At 70.4% G+C, this 15,365-nt stretch carries 14 protein-coding genes; 4 read left to right on the top strand and 10 right to left on the bottom strand.

Going from position 1 to position 15,365, the window contains the following annotated elements:
- Window positions 1–25: 25 nt before the first annotated feature.
- Entirely contained in the window at window positions 26–736 is a 711-nt protein-coding gene (locus DMX10_RS04580) for a thioesterase II family protein (protein WP_111259999.1), read from the bottom strand.
- 148 nt (window positions 737–884) lie between these two features.
- Window positions 885–2,276, bottom strand: a complete 1,392-nt coding sequence (locus DMX10_RS04575; protein ID WP_111259998.1) for an aspartate aminotransferase family protein — start codon at window positions 2,274–2,276, stop codon at window positions 885–887.
- A 175-nt stretch (window positions 2,277–2,451) separates the two neighbouring features.
- Here DMX10_RS04575 and DMX10_RS04570 point away from each other — a divergent pair, with 175 nt between their 5' ends.
- The 3 genes from DMX10_RS04570 (at window position 2,452) to DMX10_RS04560 (ending at window position 4,244) form a co-directional block, all read left to right on the top strand.
- Window positions 2,452–3,045, top strand: a complete 594-nt coding sequence (locus DMX10_RS04570; protein WP_111259997.1) for a hypothetical protein — start codon at window positions 2,452–2,454, stop codon at window positions 3,043–3,045.
- A gap of 4 nt (window positions 3,046–3,049) precedes the next feature.
- Entirely contained in the window at window positions 3,050–3,364 is a 315-nt protein-coding gene (locus DMX10_RS04565) for a cyclic-phosphate processing receiver domain-containing protein (RefSeq protein ID WP_111259996.1), read from the top strand.
- A gap of 79 nt (window positions 3,365–3,443) precedes the next feature.
- Window positions 3,444–4,244 carry a hypothetical protein gene (locus DMX10_RS04560; RefSeq protein ID WP_146602983.1) on the top strand — a complete coding sequence of 267 codons (801 nt, stop codon included), beginning with the start codon at window positions 3,444–3,446 and terminating at the stop codon, window positions 4,242–4,244.
- Between the two features lie 94 nt (window positions 4,245–4,338).
- Here DMX10_RS04560 and DMX10_RS04555 read toward each other — a convergent pair whose 3' ends face one another.
- The 8 genes from DMX10_RS04555 to DMX10_RS04520 form a co-directional block, all read right to left on the bottom strand.
- Window positions 4,339–6,018, bottom strand: a complete 1,680-nt coding sequence (locus DMX10_RS04555; protein WP_111259994.1) for a methyl-accepting chemotaxis protein — start codon at window positions 6,016–6,018, stop codon at window positions 4,339–4,341.
- Between the two features lie 250 nt (window positions 6,019–6,268).
- Window positions 6,269–6,709, bottom strand: coding sequence for a hypothetical protein (locus DMX10_RS04550; protein ID WP_021220722.1), 441 nt, complete (start codon window positions 6,707–6,709; stop codon window positions 6,269–6,271).
- A 69-nt stretch (window positions 6,710–6,778) separates the two neighbouring features.
- The gene (locus DMX10_RS04545) at window positions 6,779–8,038 is read right to left on the bottom strand and encodes an FAD-binding oxidoreductase (RefSeq protein WP_111259993.1); all 1,260 of its coding nucleotides are present in this window, start codon (window positions 8,036–8,038) and stop codon (window positions 6,779–6,781) included.
- 2 nt (window positions 8,039–8,040) lie between these two features.
- Entirely contained in the window at window positions 8,041–9,618 is a 1,578-nt protein-coding gene (locus DMX10_RS04540; protein WP_111259992.1) for an aldehyde dehydrogenase (NADP(+)), read from the bottom strand.
- Window positions 9,619–9,675: 57 nt separating this feature from the next.
- On the bottom strand, window positions 9,676–10,623 hold the full coding sequence (locus tag DMX10_RS04535; protein WP_111259991.1) for a dihydrodipicolinate synthase family protein: 948 nt from the start codon (window positions 10,621–10,623) through the stop codon (window positions 9,676–9,678).
- 45 nt (window positions 10,624–10,668) lie between these two features.
- The gene (locus DMX10_RS04530) at window positions 10,669–11,595 is read right to left on the bottom strand and encodes a 4-hydroxyproline epimerase (RefSeq protein WP_111259990.1); all 927 of its coding nucleotides are present in this window, start codon (window positions 11,593–11,595) and stop codon (window positions 10,669–10,671) included.
- A gap of 12 nt (window positions 11,596–11,607) precedes the next feature.
- Window positions 11,608–12,639 carry an Ldh family oxidoreductase gene (locus DMX10_RS04525; protein WP_111259989.1) on the bottom strand — a complete coding sequence of 344 codons (1,032 nt, stop codon included), beginning with the start codon at window positions 12,637–12,639 and terminating at the stop codon, window positions 11,608–11,610.
- Between the two features lie 39 nt (window positions 12,640–12,678).
- Entirely contained in the window at window positions 12,679–14,301 is a 1,623-nt protein-coding gene (locus tag DMX10_RS04520; protein ID WP_111259988.1) for an APC family permease, read from the bottom strand.
- 276 nt (window positions 14,302–14,577) lie between these two features.
- On the opposite strand from DMX10_RS04520, the gene DMX10_RS04515 reads away from it, so the two are divergent.
- On the top strand, window positions 14,578–15,357 hold the full coding sequence (locus DMX10_RS04515) for an AraC family transcriptional regulator (protein ID WP_111259987.1): 780 nt from the start codon (window positions 14,578–14,580) through the stop codon (window positions 15,355–15,357).
- The last annotated feature ends 8 nt before the right edge of the window (window positions 15,358–15,365 follow it).

Raw genomic sequence — 15,365 nt, 5'->3', positions numbered from 1 at the left:
TTCGCGCACCCCTGCTGCGGGAGGCTTACCAGGACAGGGCGCGACCGGCCCCTGAACGCCGCCGCTCGACCCTGGCGGCAAGGACGTCGAGCAGGTAGCCCAGCACCTCCGCCTCCAGGGCGTGGAAGTAGAAATGGCCACCCTCGAACTGGCGCAACTCGAGGGTGGCGGAGGTTTCATCGCCCCAGGCGCGGAGCTGGGCGCGGGTGATCCGGTCATCGGCGCCGGAAAGGACGTGGATCGGGCAAGCCAGCGGCGTGCGCGGCCTGGGCCGGTGGCCGACGCACAGCAGGTAGTCGGCGCGCAGGAGTGGCAGCGCCATCGGCCCGCTGATGCCGGTGACAGGGGCCGGGTCATGCCCCAGGTGGAACAGGCTGGCACCGCACTCCTCCCGTGGTGTGGGCGCAGCCGCACCCGAGACGAACAGGCAGCGCGGCATCGGCAGCCCCCGCGCCCTCAGGACATGCAGCAACTCGCAGGCCAGCAAGGCCCCGAGCCCGTGCCCGAACACCGCATAGTCTCCATGGCGCAACGCCGGTTCCAGTTCCCGGGCCAGTTGTCGTGCCAGCCCGGCGATATCGGTCTGCGCGGGCTCTTGCGCACGCTCGCCGCGACCCGGCAGCTCCAGCGGGTGAAGCTGCAGCCAGGCCGGCAGGTGCCGCTGCCATCGCAGATAGACCTGCGCGCTGGCGCCACAGAACGGCAGGCAGATCAGCCGCAACGGAGAAGGCGCCATTCAGCCCGCCAGACGGCGCGGTGCCGCACCCGGAACAGCCTGTCGTCACGATCGGATAGGGATGCCATGGGGTCTGCTCGAAATGCATGAGGCGCCCATGACGGGGCGCCTCGGGGAAGACGGGCGCTTCAGCGGCGGGATGGGCGACTCAATCCCGCAACGCGGCCGCCAGGGCCCGACCGAAGCGGCGGGCGACTTCGTCCACCTGTTCGGCGGTGATGATCAGCGGCGGCAGGAAGCGCACCACGCTGCCATGGCGACCGCCCAGCTCGAGGATCAGCCCGCGCTTCAGGCACTGCGCCTGCAGGCGCGAGGCCAGGGCGCTGTAGGTCGGGGGGTGGCCGAGGGCGTCCGGCGTGCCGGAGGGGTCCACCAGCTCGACGCCGAGCATCAGCCCGCGCCCACGGATGTCGCCGAGTTGCGGGTAGTCGCGCTGCAGCTCGCGCAGGTGGCCGGCCAGGCGCTCGCCCATGGCGGCGGCGTGGGCGGGGATATCGTGCTCCCTGAGGTAGCGCAACACCGCCGAGCCGGCGGCCATGGCCATCTGGTTGCCACGGAAGGTGCCGGCATGGGCGCCCGGGCCCCAGACGTCGAGCCATTCGCGGTAGACCATCACCGCCAGCGGCAGGCTGCCGCCGATGGCCTTGGACAGCACCACCACGTCGGGCACGATGCCGGCGTGCTCGAAGGCGAACATCCTGCCGGTGCGGCCGAAGCCGCTCTGGATCTCGTCGACGATCAGCGCCACACCGGCCTTTTCGGTGATGCGACGCAGGCCACGCAGCCACTCGATGTCCGCCGGCACCACGCCGCCCTCCCCCTGCACCGCTTCGACGATCACGGCGGCGGGCAGCAGCACGCCGGCCTCGGGATCCCTGAGCAGGTTTTCCAGGTAGTGCAGGTTGGCGCGCACGCCGGCTTCGCCACCGATGCCGAAGGGGCAGCGGTAGTCGTAGGGATAGGGAGCGAACTGCACGCCGTTGCCGAGCACCGCGCCCAGGGCCTTTTTCGGCCCGAGGTTTCCCATCAGCCCCAGGGCGCCCTGGCTCATGCCGTGGTAGCCACCCTGGAACGAGAGGATGGTGCTGCGCCCGGTGGCGGTGCGCACCAGCTTCAGCGCGGCTTCCACGGCGTCGGTGCCGGTGGGGCCGCAGAACTGGATCTTCGCCTCGCGGGCCAGGCCCTCGGGCAGCAGGCCGAAGAGGTCCTGGACGAACTGGTCCTTCACCGGGGTGGTGAGGTCCAGGGTGTGCAGGGGCAGCTCGTCGGCCAGCACCTGGCGGATGGCGTCGATCACCACCGGGTGGTTGTGGCCCAGGGCCAGGGTGCCGGCACCGGCGAGGCAATCGATGAAGGTGCGGCCTTCCACGTCCTCGACATAGAGCCCGCGCGCACGCTTGAGCGCCAGGGGGATGCGCCGGGGGTAGCTGCGGGCATTGGACTCCTGCTGCTTCTGGCGGGCCAGCAGCGGCGACTCCTCGAACTGGTAGAGCGTCTCTTCTTCTGCGGCGGACAGCGGCAGGCTGGTAGCGGCTTGCATCCTTCGACCCTCGATAAAGTGGCATCAAGCTCCGGGCCGTGCACTTGTGGCGCTTCTCGGCCTTGTGCAGAGGAGACGATGGGCGACGGTGGGGATTTAGACGCAATGCGTGAAGCGATATGCAGCGCAAGATAAACTTCGCAGCCCTGCACACTCCCGGCTGGCTGCACGCTGAATGGAATCGAATCTGGACCGCTCCCTGGTGGAGGAACTGCTGGCCGCGCCCGGCCTGATGCGCCAGCACCTTCTGCACGCCTTGACCACCCCTGTGGAGGTGCTGGAGTTTCGTACCCGGGATGAAGGCCTCTGCGACGCCAGGCTCTACCGTTGCGCCAGGTCGGGCGTTGCGACGCCCGCCCAGGCCCTGGTCGCACTGCTCAATCGCGAGCTGCACCAGGTGGAAGAATGGGCATGGGAGGAGACGACTCCCGAGCATGTCGGCGACCTGATGGAGCGCTGGCTGCTCCCGGAGCTTGCCAACGCCCGGCCCACTCGCGTCGACACCGACAAGGCGACCCTGGAGATCACCAGCCTGGGAGATGCCATCCGCCACGCCATCATCGAGCGCCGCGCCAATCCTGCGTGCCCCTGGCACAGCGACCGCTGGGGAATCTTCCGCGACGGCCAGCCGCAACCGCTGGACACCCCGATCCTCCCCGAACCGTTGATCGCGCCTGCACTGGCCTTGCAGGACCGCTGGAACGAGAAACTGTACTTCTGCGAAACCCGCGACACCTGGCTGCTCTACAGCTGGGCAACAGGAGCCTGAGGCGATGAAGGTCTATCTGGACGACGAACGCACCACGCCCGAGGGCTGGGTCCGCATCGGGTGGCCGGACGAGGTGATCGCGCTGTTGAAGACGGGCCAGGTCAGCGAGCTGAGCCTGGACCACGACCTGGGCGACGACGAACGCGGCACCGGCTACGACGTGATCCTGTGGATCGAGGAGGCCGTGGCCCTGCACCGCTTCGTGCCGCCGCGCATCCACGTGCATTCGGCCAACGCCTCGGCGGTGCTGAAGATGCAGGCCGGCGTGCGCGCCATCGAAGCCCTGGCCCGGCGCAACCGCCAGCCCTGGGCCGGGTGACTCGACGTCGGACTGAAGGCAGGTGCAGGAGCGCCTTTCTGATCTAGTCTCTTGCAGCATTCATCAGGGAGGAACGCCCATGCCAAGAGGCCCGCAGAAAACCAAGAGCAAGCTGAGAGTCCATATCGACCCCGCCTCCGGAGACGTCAAGGTGACCGGCCGCCCGGAGTGGACCACCAACGCCAAGCGCATCAAGGTCAACCAGCGCTCGAGCCAGGGCGACATCGAGGACAGGCGCCACATGGTGCATTGGAGCCAGTCGATCAGGAAGAACGCCGAGCGTGTCTTCAGTGCCATCAACCAGGCGTACGGATCGGATGCCAAGAAGCTCTACGAGGTGCTGGTCGAGCCCTTGCAGTCGCGGAACCTCAAGCGCATCCCCAAGAACAGCAAGGATGTGATGCTCTATATCGCCAAGTACCTGAACAGCGCGCCGGTGAACCTGGTGGCGGGCCGGGCCGATACCAACAAGGCCATCGAGATCGTGCGCAAGAACCTCGATCTCTTCGCCACCTACCTGCGCGAAAGCCATACGGACAGCGACACCGACCCGGCTTCAACGACCAACCACCAGCGCATGCAGGCGTGCAGGGCCAAGGCCCGGGAGCTGCTACCGGTCGGCGACAAGAGCAGCGACATCAAGGCCCAGGTCAGCAAGATCCACAAGCAGCTGATCGCTCATATCGATGGCATCGAGTCACCCGCCGAACTCTGGTCGCTGCTGTTCGACCTGCGCTATTCGGTGACCTTCGACATCTCGCCGATGGCCCAGCGCCAGGCGACCGAGAAGATGCTCAGCTGGGAACGGATGATGCTTTCGTCCACCTACATGCCGGCGAAGGACCAGCTCGAGCGGCTGGTCTCGCTCGCGGACGCCTGAGCAGGAAACGCGCCAACGCCCCCGCCCGGGTAGCCGCAGCGCCATGTCGGGCGTGGTGCACGGCCGTTAGCGGCGGCGATGCACCACCCTCCCCTCAATCGGCCCGGTAACGCCCAACCAGCTGCTGCAATCCACCGGCCATCTCACCCAGGCGCTGGGTGATGTCGCTGGCGTTGCGCGAGCCGGCGGCGGTCTGTTCGGCGATGGCGGCGATCTGGTGCACGTTGGCATTGATGGATTCACAGACCTGGGTCTGCTCCTCCGCCGCAGCGGCGATCTGCGCGTTCATGCCATTGATGGTGGTGGTCGCCTCGACGACCGCCTCCAGGGCCTGGCCGACCCGGCCCACCTCCACCACGGCCCGGGCGCTGCCGCCCCGGATCTGGCCGATGGCGGCGATGGCCTCGCGAGCGCCGGCCTGCAGGCGGCCGATCATTTCCTGGATTTCCGCCGTACTGCTCTGGGTGCGCCCCGCCAGCGTGCGCACCTCATCGGCGACGACCGCGAAGCCGCGCCCCTGGTCACCGGCACGCGCGGCTTCGATGGCGGCGTTGAGCGCCAGCAGGTTGGTCTGCTCGGCGACGCCGTGGATCACATCCAGCACGCCGCCGATGCCCTCGGACTCGCTGCCCAGGCGGCGGATGATCTCGACCCCGCTTTCCACCTGCCCCTCCAGCCCGTCGATCACCTCGGCGGCGCTGCGCACCAGGCCCTGCGCGCCCTGTACCTGGTCCTCCGCGGCCTGGGCCGCCTGCGCCGCGCCGGCCGCACTGCTGGCGACCTGCAGGGCCGCCGCCGACATCTGCTCCATGGCGGTGGCCAACTGGTCGCTCTCCACGTGCTGGCTGGCGATGCCCTGGCCGGTCTTCTCCATGAAGGCACCCAGCTCCTCGCTGGCGGCTCCCAGGGTGGCGGCGGACGAGCGCGTCTGCCGCACCAGTTGGCCGATCTGCTCGGCGAAGTGGTTGAAGGCCCGCGCCAGGGTGCCCAGCTCGTGGCCGGCGGAAGGGTCCAGGCGGCGGGTCAGGTCGCCTTCGCCCCGGGCGATGTTCTCCATGGTCCGCACCGCCTGGTCCAGGGGCCGATGGATGCTGCGTGCCAGCAGGATCGCCAGCGCGGCGATCAGCACCAGCAGGATGGCGGCGGAGGCGGCGCTGCGGATCAGGCTCAGGCGCACGGCAGCGGCGAATTCCCGCTCCAGCCCGGCGAGCTGCGTTTCCAGGTCGTCGATGTAGAAGCCGGTGCCCAGCACCCAGTCGCTGTCGGGCATCGGCACCACGTAGGCGAGCTTCGGCGAGGGCTCCTCCTCGCCGGGCCGCGCCCAGCCGTATTCCACGTAGCCACCCCCGGCGGCGCCGGCCTCGACGTATTCGCGCACCAGATGGCGACCCTCGGGGCTGGTGGAGTCCCAATAGCCCGTGCCTTCGCGGGCCGGGTTGTCGGCGCTCATCACCTGCACGCCCTGGCTGTCGTAGGCGAAGAAGTAGCCGCTGCCGCCGTCGAAGCGCAGGCTACGCAGCGCCTCCTTGATGCGCTCACGGCCCGCTGCCGAGTCGCCATTGGCCAGCGGCGCCACGGCGCTCAGGGCCAGCTCCATGTAGTTGGCCAATTGCTCGCGCTTGGCCGCCAGCAACGACTCGCGCAGGTCGTCGCGGCTCAGGTCGCGCAGTTCCCGGGCCTGGGATACGAACAGCCAGGCGCTGATCGTGGCCAGCGCCAGGACCGGCAGCAGGGCCAGGAGGAGGATCTTCTGCCTGATGGATAAGCGATTCATCCCGTCATTCCCTCTGTGAGTTTCGACGGGGCCTTCTAGCACGGTGGAATCCTGGACGACGGAGCGCTGCCCGAGCCCGCCATCGTCGCCAGGAAAGATCGCAGGCGCTCACGCGAGCAGCAGATGCACGGCCTGGCCGTGGCCGGGCGCGAGGGCGTGGGCACAGGCTCACGAAGGGTTCGCACCCGTCCTGCCCCCGGGGCCGGCATGCCCCTACGACGCAATCACCGGCAGGCAGGCGGCTCGCGGGTCAGGTCCCCTGGATCGCGCTCCACACCTGCGAAAGCCCCACCAGGTGCAGCCCGCCCAGCGTCAGGCAGATGGCCGAGCTCCACAGCCAGAAGGCGGCGCTGCGGCCCAGCCCGCGCTTGACCAGCAACAGCCCGCCGAGCCCCCGCAGCAGGTACACCGCGGTGACCAGGCACAGCACCGGCCGTGTCAGGGGAAGTGGCAGGCCGAGCCCGGCCAGCAGCGCGTAGAGCGCCCAGAGCCCCAGCACCGTGGCGATGGCCAGGGTGACCAGCGTGGCCACCGGGCTGCCGGCCTCGGCCAGGCGCGCCATGCGCTCACCGGCCCCGAAGAAGCGATACCAGGGCGCGCCGTAGCGGATGCAGCCCAGGTGCAGCAGCGCGGCGATGGCGCTCAGGGCACCACCGGCCAGCAGGAAGGGATTGGGGAAAAGATCGTCCATGGCGGGGCTCCTGTGCCGAGGCCCGCCATTCTGGAGGCCCACGGCAGCATGCGCCAGCACCCGGGCGCACTAGCTCGCGAAGCGCCCCAGCCGGTACGCCTCCAGCCCCGCCACGGCCTGCCCCTGGGCCAGTTGGCCGATGTACTCGGCGGTGACGGCGGCCTGGGTCAGCCCGAGGTGCTGGTGGCCGAAGGCGAGCAGGACGCGGCCCTCGCCCACCCGGTCGATGATCGGCAGCGAGTCCGGCAACGAGGGGCGGAAACCCATCCAAGGGCTGGCGCCCTCGGTGTCCAGCTCGTCACGGAACAGCCCCTGGCTGAGGCGGTGCAGCTGCCAGGCGCGGGGCATGTTCGCCGGCTTCTCCAGCCCGGCGAACTCCACGGTGCCGGCCAGCCGCAGGCCGGCGGCCATGGGCGTCATGATGAAGCGCCGTTCGAGGCTGGTGACGGCGAACGGCAGCCGCCCCTGCTCCCGGGGCAGCATCAGGTGGTAGCCGCGCTCGGTGTCCAGCGGCACCCGCGTGCCGGTGAGGCGTTCGGTGAGCGGCGCGGAGTGGGCGCCGCAAGCCAGCAGCACCTGGCGGGCGCGCAGGCTGCCGCCGTCCAGCCTCAGGGTGACGCCCTCCGCCAGCCGGTGGCCATCGAGCACGCGCTGGCGATGGAAGGTGACGCCCAGCGCCTCGGCCGCCCGCGCCAGTTCGACGACCACGCGGTGCGGGTCGATGAAGTGCCCGGTGGCCGGGAAGAACAGCCCACCGCGAATCCCCTCACTGAGCTGGGGCGCCGCCGCGTGAACGGCCTCCGCTCCCCAGAACGCCACCGGCACGCCCTGCCCGGCCATGCGCGCCTGGAGGGCCTGCAGGGCCACGCGGGAGGCGTCCTGCTCGTACACCAGCAGCGAACCGTCCTCGCGCAGCAGGTCGGGCCGCTCGACGGCCTGCAGCAGGCGGCGCCAGGCGCCCAGGCTGGCTTCGTTGAGGGCCCGCAGCCCGGCCACGGTGCGGGCGAAGGGCGCCGCCCGCAGGTTGAGCAACAGGCGCAGGAACCAGGGGGTGGCGCGCGGCAGGTAGGTCCAGTCCAGGCGCAGCGGGCCCATGGGGTCGAGGAGCATGCCCGGCAGGCGCTTGAGGATCGACAGGTCGGCGATGGGGAACACCTGCTCGGTGGCCAGGTGCCCGGCGTTGCCAAAGGAGGCGCCCTGCCCCACGCCATCCGGGTCGAACACCTGCACCCGCAGCCCCTGGCGCGCGAGCTGCAGGGCGCAGGCGACACCGATGACGCCGGCGCCGACCACCGCGACATCCACGTCCGTTGGCTGGAGATCGCCCATGTTCAGGCCTCCCGCTCGCCGTCGAGCAGCCGCCGCAGGCCCAGGGGGTTGGCCTCGCGCAGCGCCGACGGCAGCAAGGCATCGGGGAAGCCCTGGTAGCACACCGGGCGCAGGAAGCGCTGGATGGCGGCGGTGCCCACCGAGGTGGAACGGGCATCCGAGGTGGCCGGGAACGGCCCGCCGTGGACCATGGCATCGCACACCTCCACCCCGGTGGGCCAACCATTGACCAGCACGCGGCCGGCCTTGCGCTCCAGGGTCGGCAACAGCGCGTGGGCGGCATCCAAGTCGGCGCCGTCCAGGTGCAGGGTGGCGGTGAGCTGGCCCTCCAGGGCATCGAGGATGCGGGACACCTGCTCTGCGCCTTCGCATTGCACCACCAGCGCCGCCGCGCCGAAGACCTCGCCGTGCAACTGCGGGTCGGCGAGGAAGGCTTCGGCATCGGTGACGAACAGCTGCGCCTGGCAGCGGTTCGGCCCGTCCCCGGGTTCGCCGCTGGCGATCCGGCGCACCTGCGGGTGGCGGGCCAGGGTTGCGACCCCGGCCGCGTAGGCCTGGTGGATGCCGGGGGTGAGCATCACCTGGGCCTTGCACGGGCGCAGCTGTTCGGCGGCGTGGGCGAGGAAGGCATCCAGCGCCGCACCGCGAGGCGCGATGAGCAGGCCCGGGTTGGTGCAGAACTGCCCGGCGCCCAGGGTCAGCGAGGCGATGAAGCCTTGCGCCAGGGCCTCGCCACGGGCCTGCAAGGCGGCGGGAAACAGCAGCACCGGGTTGATCGAACTCATCTCGGCATAGACCGGGATCGGCTCCGGCCGCGCCTGGGCTGCCTGGCACAGGGCGAGGCCACCGCTGCGCGAGCCGGTGAAGCCGACCGCCTTGATGCGCGGGTCCGTCACCAGGCCAAGGCCCACTTCCCGGCCGGAGCCGAACAGCAGCGAGAACACGCCTTCGGGCATGCCGCAGCGCTCGACCGCGCGGGCCACCGCCTGCCCCACCAGCTCACTGGTGCCGGGGTGGGCGCCATGGGCCTTGACCACCACCGGGCAGCCGGCGGCCAGGGCCGAGGCGGTGTCGCCACCGGCCACGGAGAAGGCCAGGGGGAAGTTGCTGGCACCGAACACCGCCACCGGCCCCAGGGGCACCTGGCGCTGGCGCAGATCGGGCCTGGGCAGGGGTTGGCGCTGGGGCTGCGCGCGGTCGATGCGCACGTCCAGCCACTCACCCGCACGCAGGGTGCGGGCGAAGGTACGCAGTTGCTGGCAGGTGCGGCCGCGCTCGCCCTGCAGGCGCGCCTGGGGCAGGCCCGTCTCGGCCATGGCGCGCTCGATCAGCGCCTCGCCCAGGGCTTCGATGGCATCGGCGATGGCGTCGAGGAAGGCCGCGCGGGCGGCCGGTGTGGTTTCCCGGTACGGGTCGAAGGCGGCCCAGGCCAGGGCGCAGGCCTGTTCCACCTGCTGGCGGCTGGCGCCCGGGTAGGCGGGTTGCAGGGGTTGGCCGGTGGCCGGGTCAATGGCGTGGAGGGCGTCGCGGGTGCCGGGTACCGCTGCGCCGCCGATCAGCATCTTGCCTGTGAGGGTCATGGGGCATCCTGGATGGCAGGTGGGCCCCGCCGCCCACGGGCGACGGGGCGGGCGGGTTCAGGCGAGGTTCTGCTCGGCGGTCCACTTGGCGTACCACTGGCGGAACAGGCCGTACTGCTGTTCGGCGTAGCGGCGCTGGGAATCGCTCAGGGCGTCGCTCTCGTTGAAGTGCAGGCGGTACTCGCGGTCGCCGTTGAGCACCATCAGGTACTTGTAGAACAGCACCAGGTCGCAGCCCTCGTCGAAGGACGAGAGCACGTCCAGGGCGGCGCTCAGTTCCAGGGCCTGGCGGCGTGCGCGGGCATCGCCCTGGGCGGCCTGGCGGCTCAGCGAGACCAGTTGCAGCACCTCGCGGGGCAGCACGTTGCCGATGCCGGTGATGGTGCCGGTGGCGTTGCAGTTGACGTAGCCGTGGAACACCTGGGTGTCGACGCCGGCCATGAGGATCACCTCGTCATCCCGCGAGGTGATGTGCTCGGCGGCGTAGCGCATGGCGTCGGCGCCGCCGAATTCCTTGAAGCCGATCAGGTTGCGGTGCTGCCCGCGCAGTTCGAAGAACAGGTCGGCGCGGGTGGAGAAGCTGTAGTACGGGCTGTTGTAGATCACCGACGGCAGCTCCGGCGCGGCCTGCAGCACGGCAGTGAAATGCGCCTTCTGCGCCGCCGGCGAGGCCGCACGGGACAGCAGCCGCGGAATCACCATCAGCCCCTGGGCGCCGACCTTGGCGGCATGGGCGGCATGGGCCACCGCCTCGCGGGTGCTCACCGCACCGGTGCCGACGATGGTGGGCACGCCGGCCTTCACCAGGCGCGCCACGCCTTCCTGGCGCTGGGCCTCGCTGAGCAGCGGCCAGTCGCCCATGGAGCCGCAGTAGACCACGCCGCTCATACCGGCCTGGACCAGTTCGCGGCCCTTGGCCACCAGGGCGTCGTAGTCCGGCTGGCGCGCCTCGGTGCAGGGGGTCATGAGGGCGGGGATGCAGCCACGGTAGATGTCGATGTTCATGCTGTCGCTCCTTGAGCAGGGATTCAGGGTTCGGGAAAACGGGGCTCAGATGCCCCAGGCGAAGGGGTCTTGCTCGTCGATGAGCAGGGTGCTGTCGGCGGTGAGGTGGGCACGCCCGGTGATGAAGGGGCGGATGCGCTCGCCCTCCCACTGGTAGTGCCCCTCGAAGCGGCTGCCGGTGATGCTGGCCTGCACCCAGCGCTGGCCGGGGGCGAGCTTGCCGTCCGCCGCCAGGCAGGCCAGCTTGGCGCTGGTGCCGGTGCCGCAGGGGGAGCGGTCGTAGGCCTTGCCGGGGCACATGACGAAGTTGCGGCTGTCGGCCTCGGCGTCGGCGGCGAACAGCTCGACGTGGTCGATCAGCGCCCCGCCCTCACCGTGGATGCCCTGGGCCTCCAGGGCCCGCAGCATCGCCCAGGTGTAGGCGGTCAGGGCCTCGACGTTGTCCAGCTCCAGGCGCTGGCCGTGGTCGTTGACCAGGAAGAACCAGTTGCCGCCCCAGGCGATGTCGCCGTGGACCACGCCATGGCCGGGCACCTCCACCGGCACCTGCCGGCGATGGCGGTAGGCCAGCACGTTGCCGAGGGTGACGCGGCCATCCTCGTGGAGGGTGGCGCTGACGGTGCCCACCGGGGTGTCGATGCGGTGCTCGCCGGGGGCCATCAGCCCCAGGTGCCGGAGGGACGCCACCAGGCCGAGGGTGCCGTGGCCGCACATGCCGAGGTAGCCGGCGTTGTTGAAGAAGATCACCCCGCAGGTGGCGCCCGGCGTCACCGGCGGGCGGTACAGCGCGCCCACCAGCACGTCGTTGCCGCGCGGCTCCAGCAGGCAGGCGCGGCGCCAGTGGTCGTGCTGCTCGCGCAGGCTGTCGCGCTGCTCGGCCAGGGTGCGGCCGGCGGGTTCGGGAAAGCCGTCCATCACCAGGCGCGTGGGTTCGCCGCCGGTGTGGGAATCGATGACATGGATGCGCTTCATGGGGCGGCTCCGTCAGGTCGGGGAATGGGGGTGGTCGATCAGGTGCTGGATGTCGTCCAGCAGCGCCCGGCCGACCCAGACGCCTTCGCGTTCGCTGCGCTGGCGGGCGACGAAACGCCGCTGCGACGGCAGCCGTGCGCCCTGGTCGGTGATGGCGGCGAACAGCGCCTCGGCCCGCTGCCGGCCGGCCTCCAGCTCACTGCCGAGAAAGCGCGCGGGGTCGAAGGCCAGCAGCAGCTCGCCATGGAGCGGCGTGGCACCGGCGCCGCTGTCGAAGGCCAGGGATTCGGCGCTGGTGAGGTCGCCGATCAGCGCGCCGGCCATCAGCTCGATCATCGCCGCCAGGGCCGAGCCCTTGTGGCCGCCGAAGGTCTGCATGGCGCCCTCCAGCACGGCCCGCGCATCGGTGCTGGGCCGCCCTTCGGCATCCAGCCCCCAGCCCAGGGGAATCGGCTTGCCCTGGCGGGCATGCAGCTCAATGTCGCCCCGGGCGATGGCGCTGGTGGCGAAGTCGAAGACGAAGGGCTCGCGCCCCTCGCGGGGCCAGGCGAAGGCCAGCGGGTTGGTGCCGAACACCCCCTGGCGGCCGCCTTCCGGGGCCACCCAGGCGTGGCTGGGGGTCATGGCCAGCCCAACCAGCCCTTCGGCGGCGATGGCCTCCACCTCCGGCCACAGCGCGGAGAAGTGGAAGCAGTTGCGGATCACCAGGGCGGCGACGCCCAGCTCGCGGGCCTGCTCCACCAGCAGCGGCAGGCCGGTCTGCAGGGCCAGCAGCGAGTAGCCCCGCTGCGCATCGACGCGGACGATGGCCGGCGCCGGGCGGCTCACCCTTGGTTGGGCCTGCGGGTCCACCTTGCCGCTGCGCAGCGAGTGCACGCACACCAGCACCCGGTACAGGCCGTGGGAGTGGCATTCGTCACGCTGGCCCCGGGTGATGGTGTCGGCGATGGCGCGGGCATGGTCCTCGCCCATGCCGTTGACGGTCAGCGCACGCAGTGCCAGGGCGTGCACCTGGTCGAGGCTGAGGTTGATGAGGTCGTTCATGGCCAGACTCCTTCCGGTCATCGGGTTGCAGACAGTGGGCTAGGCGCGGCCGGGGAAGGCCGTGGCGGAAGGCGCGACGTCCGCGTCGGTGCCCTCCTCGCTTTCGTCCTCGCCGCTGAGGCGGATCAGCTCGGCCGGCACGCCGGTGGTGGCGCCCCAGTGGTAGATGCCCAGGGCACAGGCGGCCACGGCGAGGGTGTCGTAGGGGTGGCCGAGCACGCCCAGGCCGCCGAAGCTGCCCAGCCAGGAGAGCAGCAGGGTCACGGCGTAGAAGCCGATCAGCCAGGCGGACGAACGCACCTGCTGGGCGATGCCCAGGTGCTCGGTGGGCACGAAGCGGCGGCACAGCAGGTAGATCACGAACATCAGGATCTGCAGGCTCAGCAGCCAGGACACGGTGCCCCAGCCGGACCAGTAGACGATCAGCGCGGCGATCACGAAGGACAGCGGCCCCATCACCGCCAGGCCCCGCACGCGGAACGGGCGCGGCATGTCCGGCGCGTTGCGGCGCAGGGCCGCCACCGTCACCGGCGCCACCGCGTAGCTCAGCACCAGGGCGGCGGACACCACGTTGATCAGCGCCTCCCAGGAGGGGAACGGCAGGGTCCAGAACACCGACAGGCCGAAGGTCAGCCACAGCGCCGGGCGCGGGATGCCGGACTGCTCATCGATGCGGGTGAAGAGGCGGAAGAAGGTGCCGGTCTGCGCCCAGCCGTAGATCACCCGCGGCGTGGCGTTCATGTAGATGTTGCCGCAGCCGCTGGGCGAGACCACCGCGTCGGCCACCACCAGGTAGGCCAGCCAGCCCACGCCGAGCACCAGGGCGATGTCGCGGTACGGCAGGGCGAACTCCTTGGACATCCCGGCCCAGCCGTTGGCCAGCAGCTCGGTCGGCACCGCACCGAGGAAGGCCACCTGCAGCAGCACGTAGATGGCGGTGGAGAGCAGCACCGAGAGGATCAGCGCGATGGGGATGGTGCGCTGCGGGTTCTTCACCTCGCTGGCCACCGAGATGATCGGCGTCAGCCCCAGGTACGCGAAGATGATGCCGCCCGCCGACACCGCCATCTCGATGCCCGAGAGGCCGAACGGCGCGAAGCCCTGCACCTGGAAGTTCTCGGGCTTGAAGAAGGTGAAGAGCACGCCGATGACCAGCAGCGGCACGATGAACTTGAACACGCTCACCAGGTTGTTGGCGCGGGCGAAGGTCTTCACGCTGCGGTAGTTGAGCCAGAAGAACAGGCACAGCAGGCCGAACTGCACCAGCCAGCCGATCAGCGTCGGGTCGCTGGAGCCCGTCTCGGTCAGGCCCGGGAACCAGGCCGCCGCGTACTGCCGGGAGGCGACCACCTCGATCGCCACCAGGCTGGAGAAGGCGATCAGCGTGATGAAGCCCATCAGATAGCCCAGCAGCGGGCCGTGGGAGAACACCGGGTAGCGCACCACCCCGCCGGCACGCGGCAGTGCCGCCCCCAGCTCGCAGTAGATGATGCCCAGCAGCAGCACCGCAAAGCCGCCGAGGAGCCAGGAGAAGATGCCCGCAGGGCCGGCGATGGCGGAGACGTGGCTGGCCGCGAACAGCCAGCCGGAGCCGAAGATGGCCCCCAGGCCGATGAAGGTGAGGTCCGTCAGGGACAGCTGTTTCTTGAACTTTCCAGACATGGCGTAGCCTTCTTGTGCGTTATTGGATGGGCTGGAGAGATCCCTGTGCAGCACCGGGGCCTGGCGACGAATCAGGCACGGAGACGAACCGGTGCGACGGCGCCCCGAGGTCTGCAACGGCCATAGGTTGGCCCGCCCGGGCGCCTGCGGGCTTGATGCATTTCCTCGGTTCCCATGACGAAATCGGCACAGTTGGCGGAATGGCCGGGCAAGGCTCGACAGGCCCTGGCCGCCTGCGGCAACCTGCCGGCTCGCCGCGCACTGGGAGGCAGGACGATGCCGCAGAACCCGCTGGAAGGACTGTTCGCCGACGATGGGCTGGAACGCCCCGAGAGCATGGACGCGCTGCTGGCCAGCGCACGGCTGCTGTTGCCGATGCTGGATGCGATCCCCAATGCGGCGATCTTCATCAAGGACACCCAGGCGCGCTACCTGCTGGCCAACCGCACCCTGGTCCAGCGCTGCGGCCTGAAGGCCTTGCAACCGCTGCTGGGCAAGACCAGCGCCGAGGTCTTCCCCGCCCAGCTCGGCCCCGGCTACACCGAGCAGGACCGCCGCGTGCTGGAACAGGGCCAGGTGCTGGAAGACCAGTTGGAGCTGCACCTCTACGGCAGCCGCGAACCCGGCTGGTGCCTGACCCACAAACGCCCCCTGCACGACCGCTCCGGGCAGGTGATCGGCCTGGTGGGCATCTCGGTGGACCTGCAATCGGCCAGCGCCAGCCACCCCGCCTACGAACGCCTGGCCGCCGTGGACGAATACATCCGCATGCACTTCCACGAGCCCATCACCCTGGAGACCCTCACCCGCATCGCCCGGCTCTCCGTCGCCCAGCTGGAGCGCCACTGCAAGCGGGTGTTCCACCTCACGCCCCGGCAGATGATCAGCAAGGCGCGCCTGGAACACGCCCACCGCCTGCTGCAGACCGACCTGCCCATCACCGACGTCGCCCTGCAATGCGGCTACACCGACCACAGCGCCTTCAGCCGCCAGTTCAAGCAGCTCACCGGCTTCACGCCACGGCAGTACCGGCAGGCGATGGGCGGGGATTCGTGAGCGTGTGC

It is taken from the genome of Pseudomonas sp. 57B-090624, assembly GCF_003234055.1.
GTDB classification, from domain to species: domain Bacteria; phylum Pseudomonadota; class Gammaproteobacteria; order Pseudomonadales; family Pseudomonadaceae; genus Metapseudomonas; species Metapseudomonas tohonis.
The sequence above is the reverse complement of the archived record's forward strand: the minus strand, read 5'-3'. Positions and strand labels throughout refer to the sequence as shown.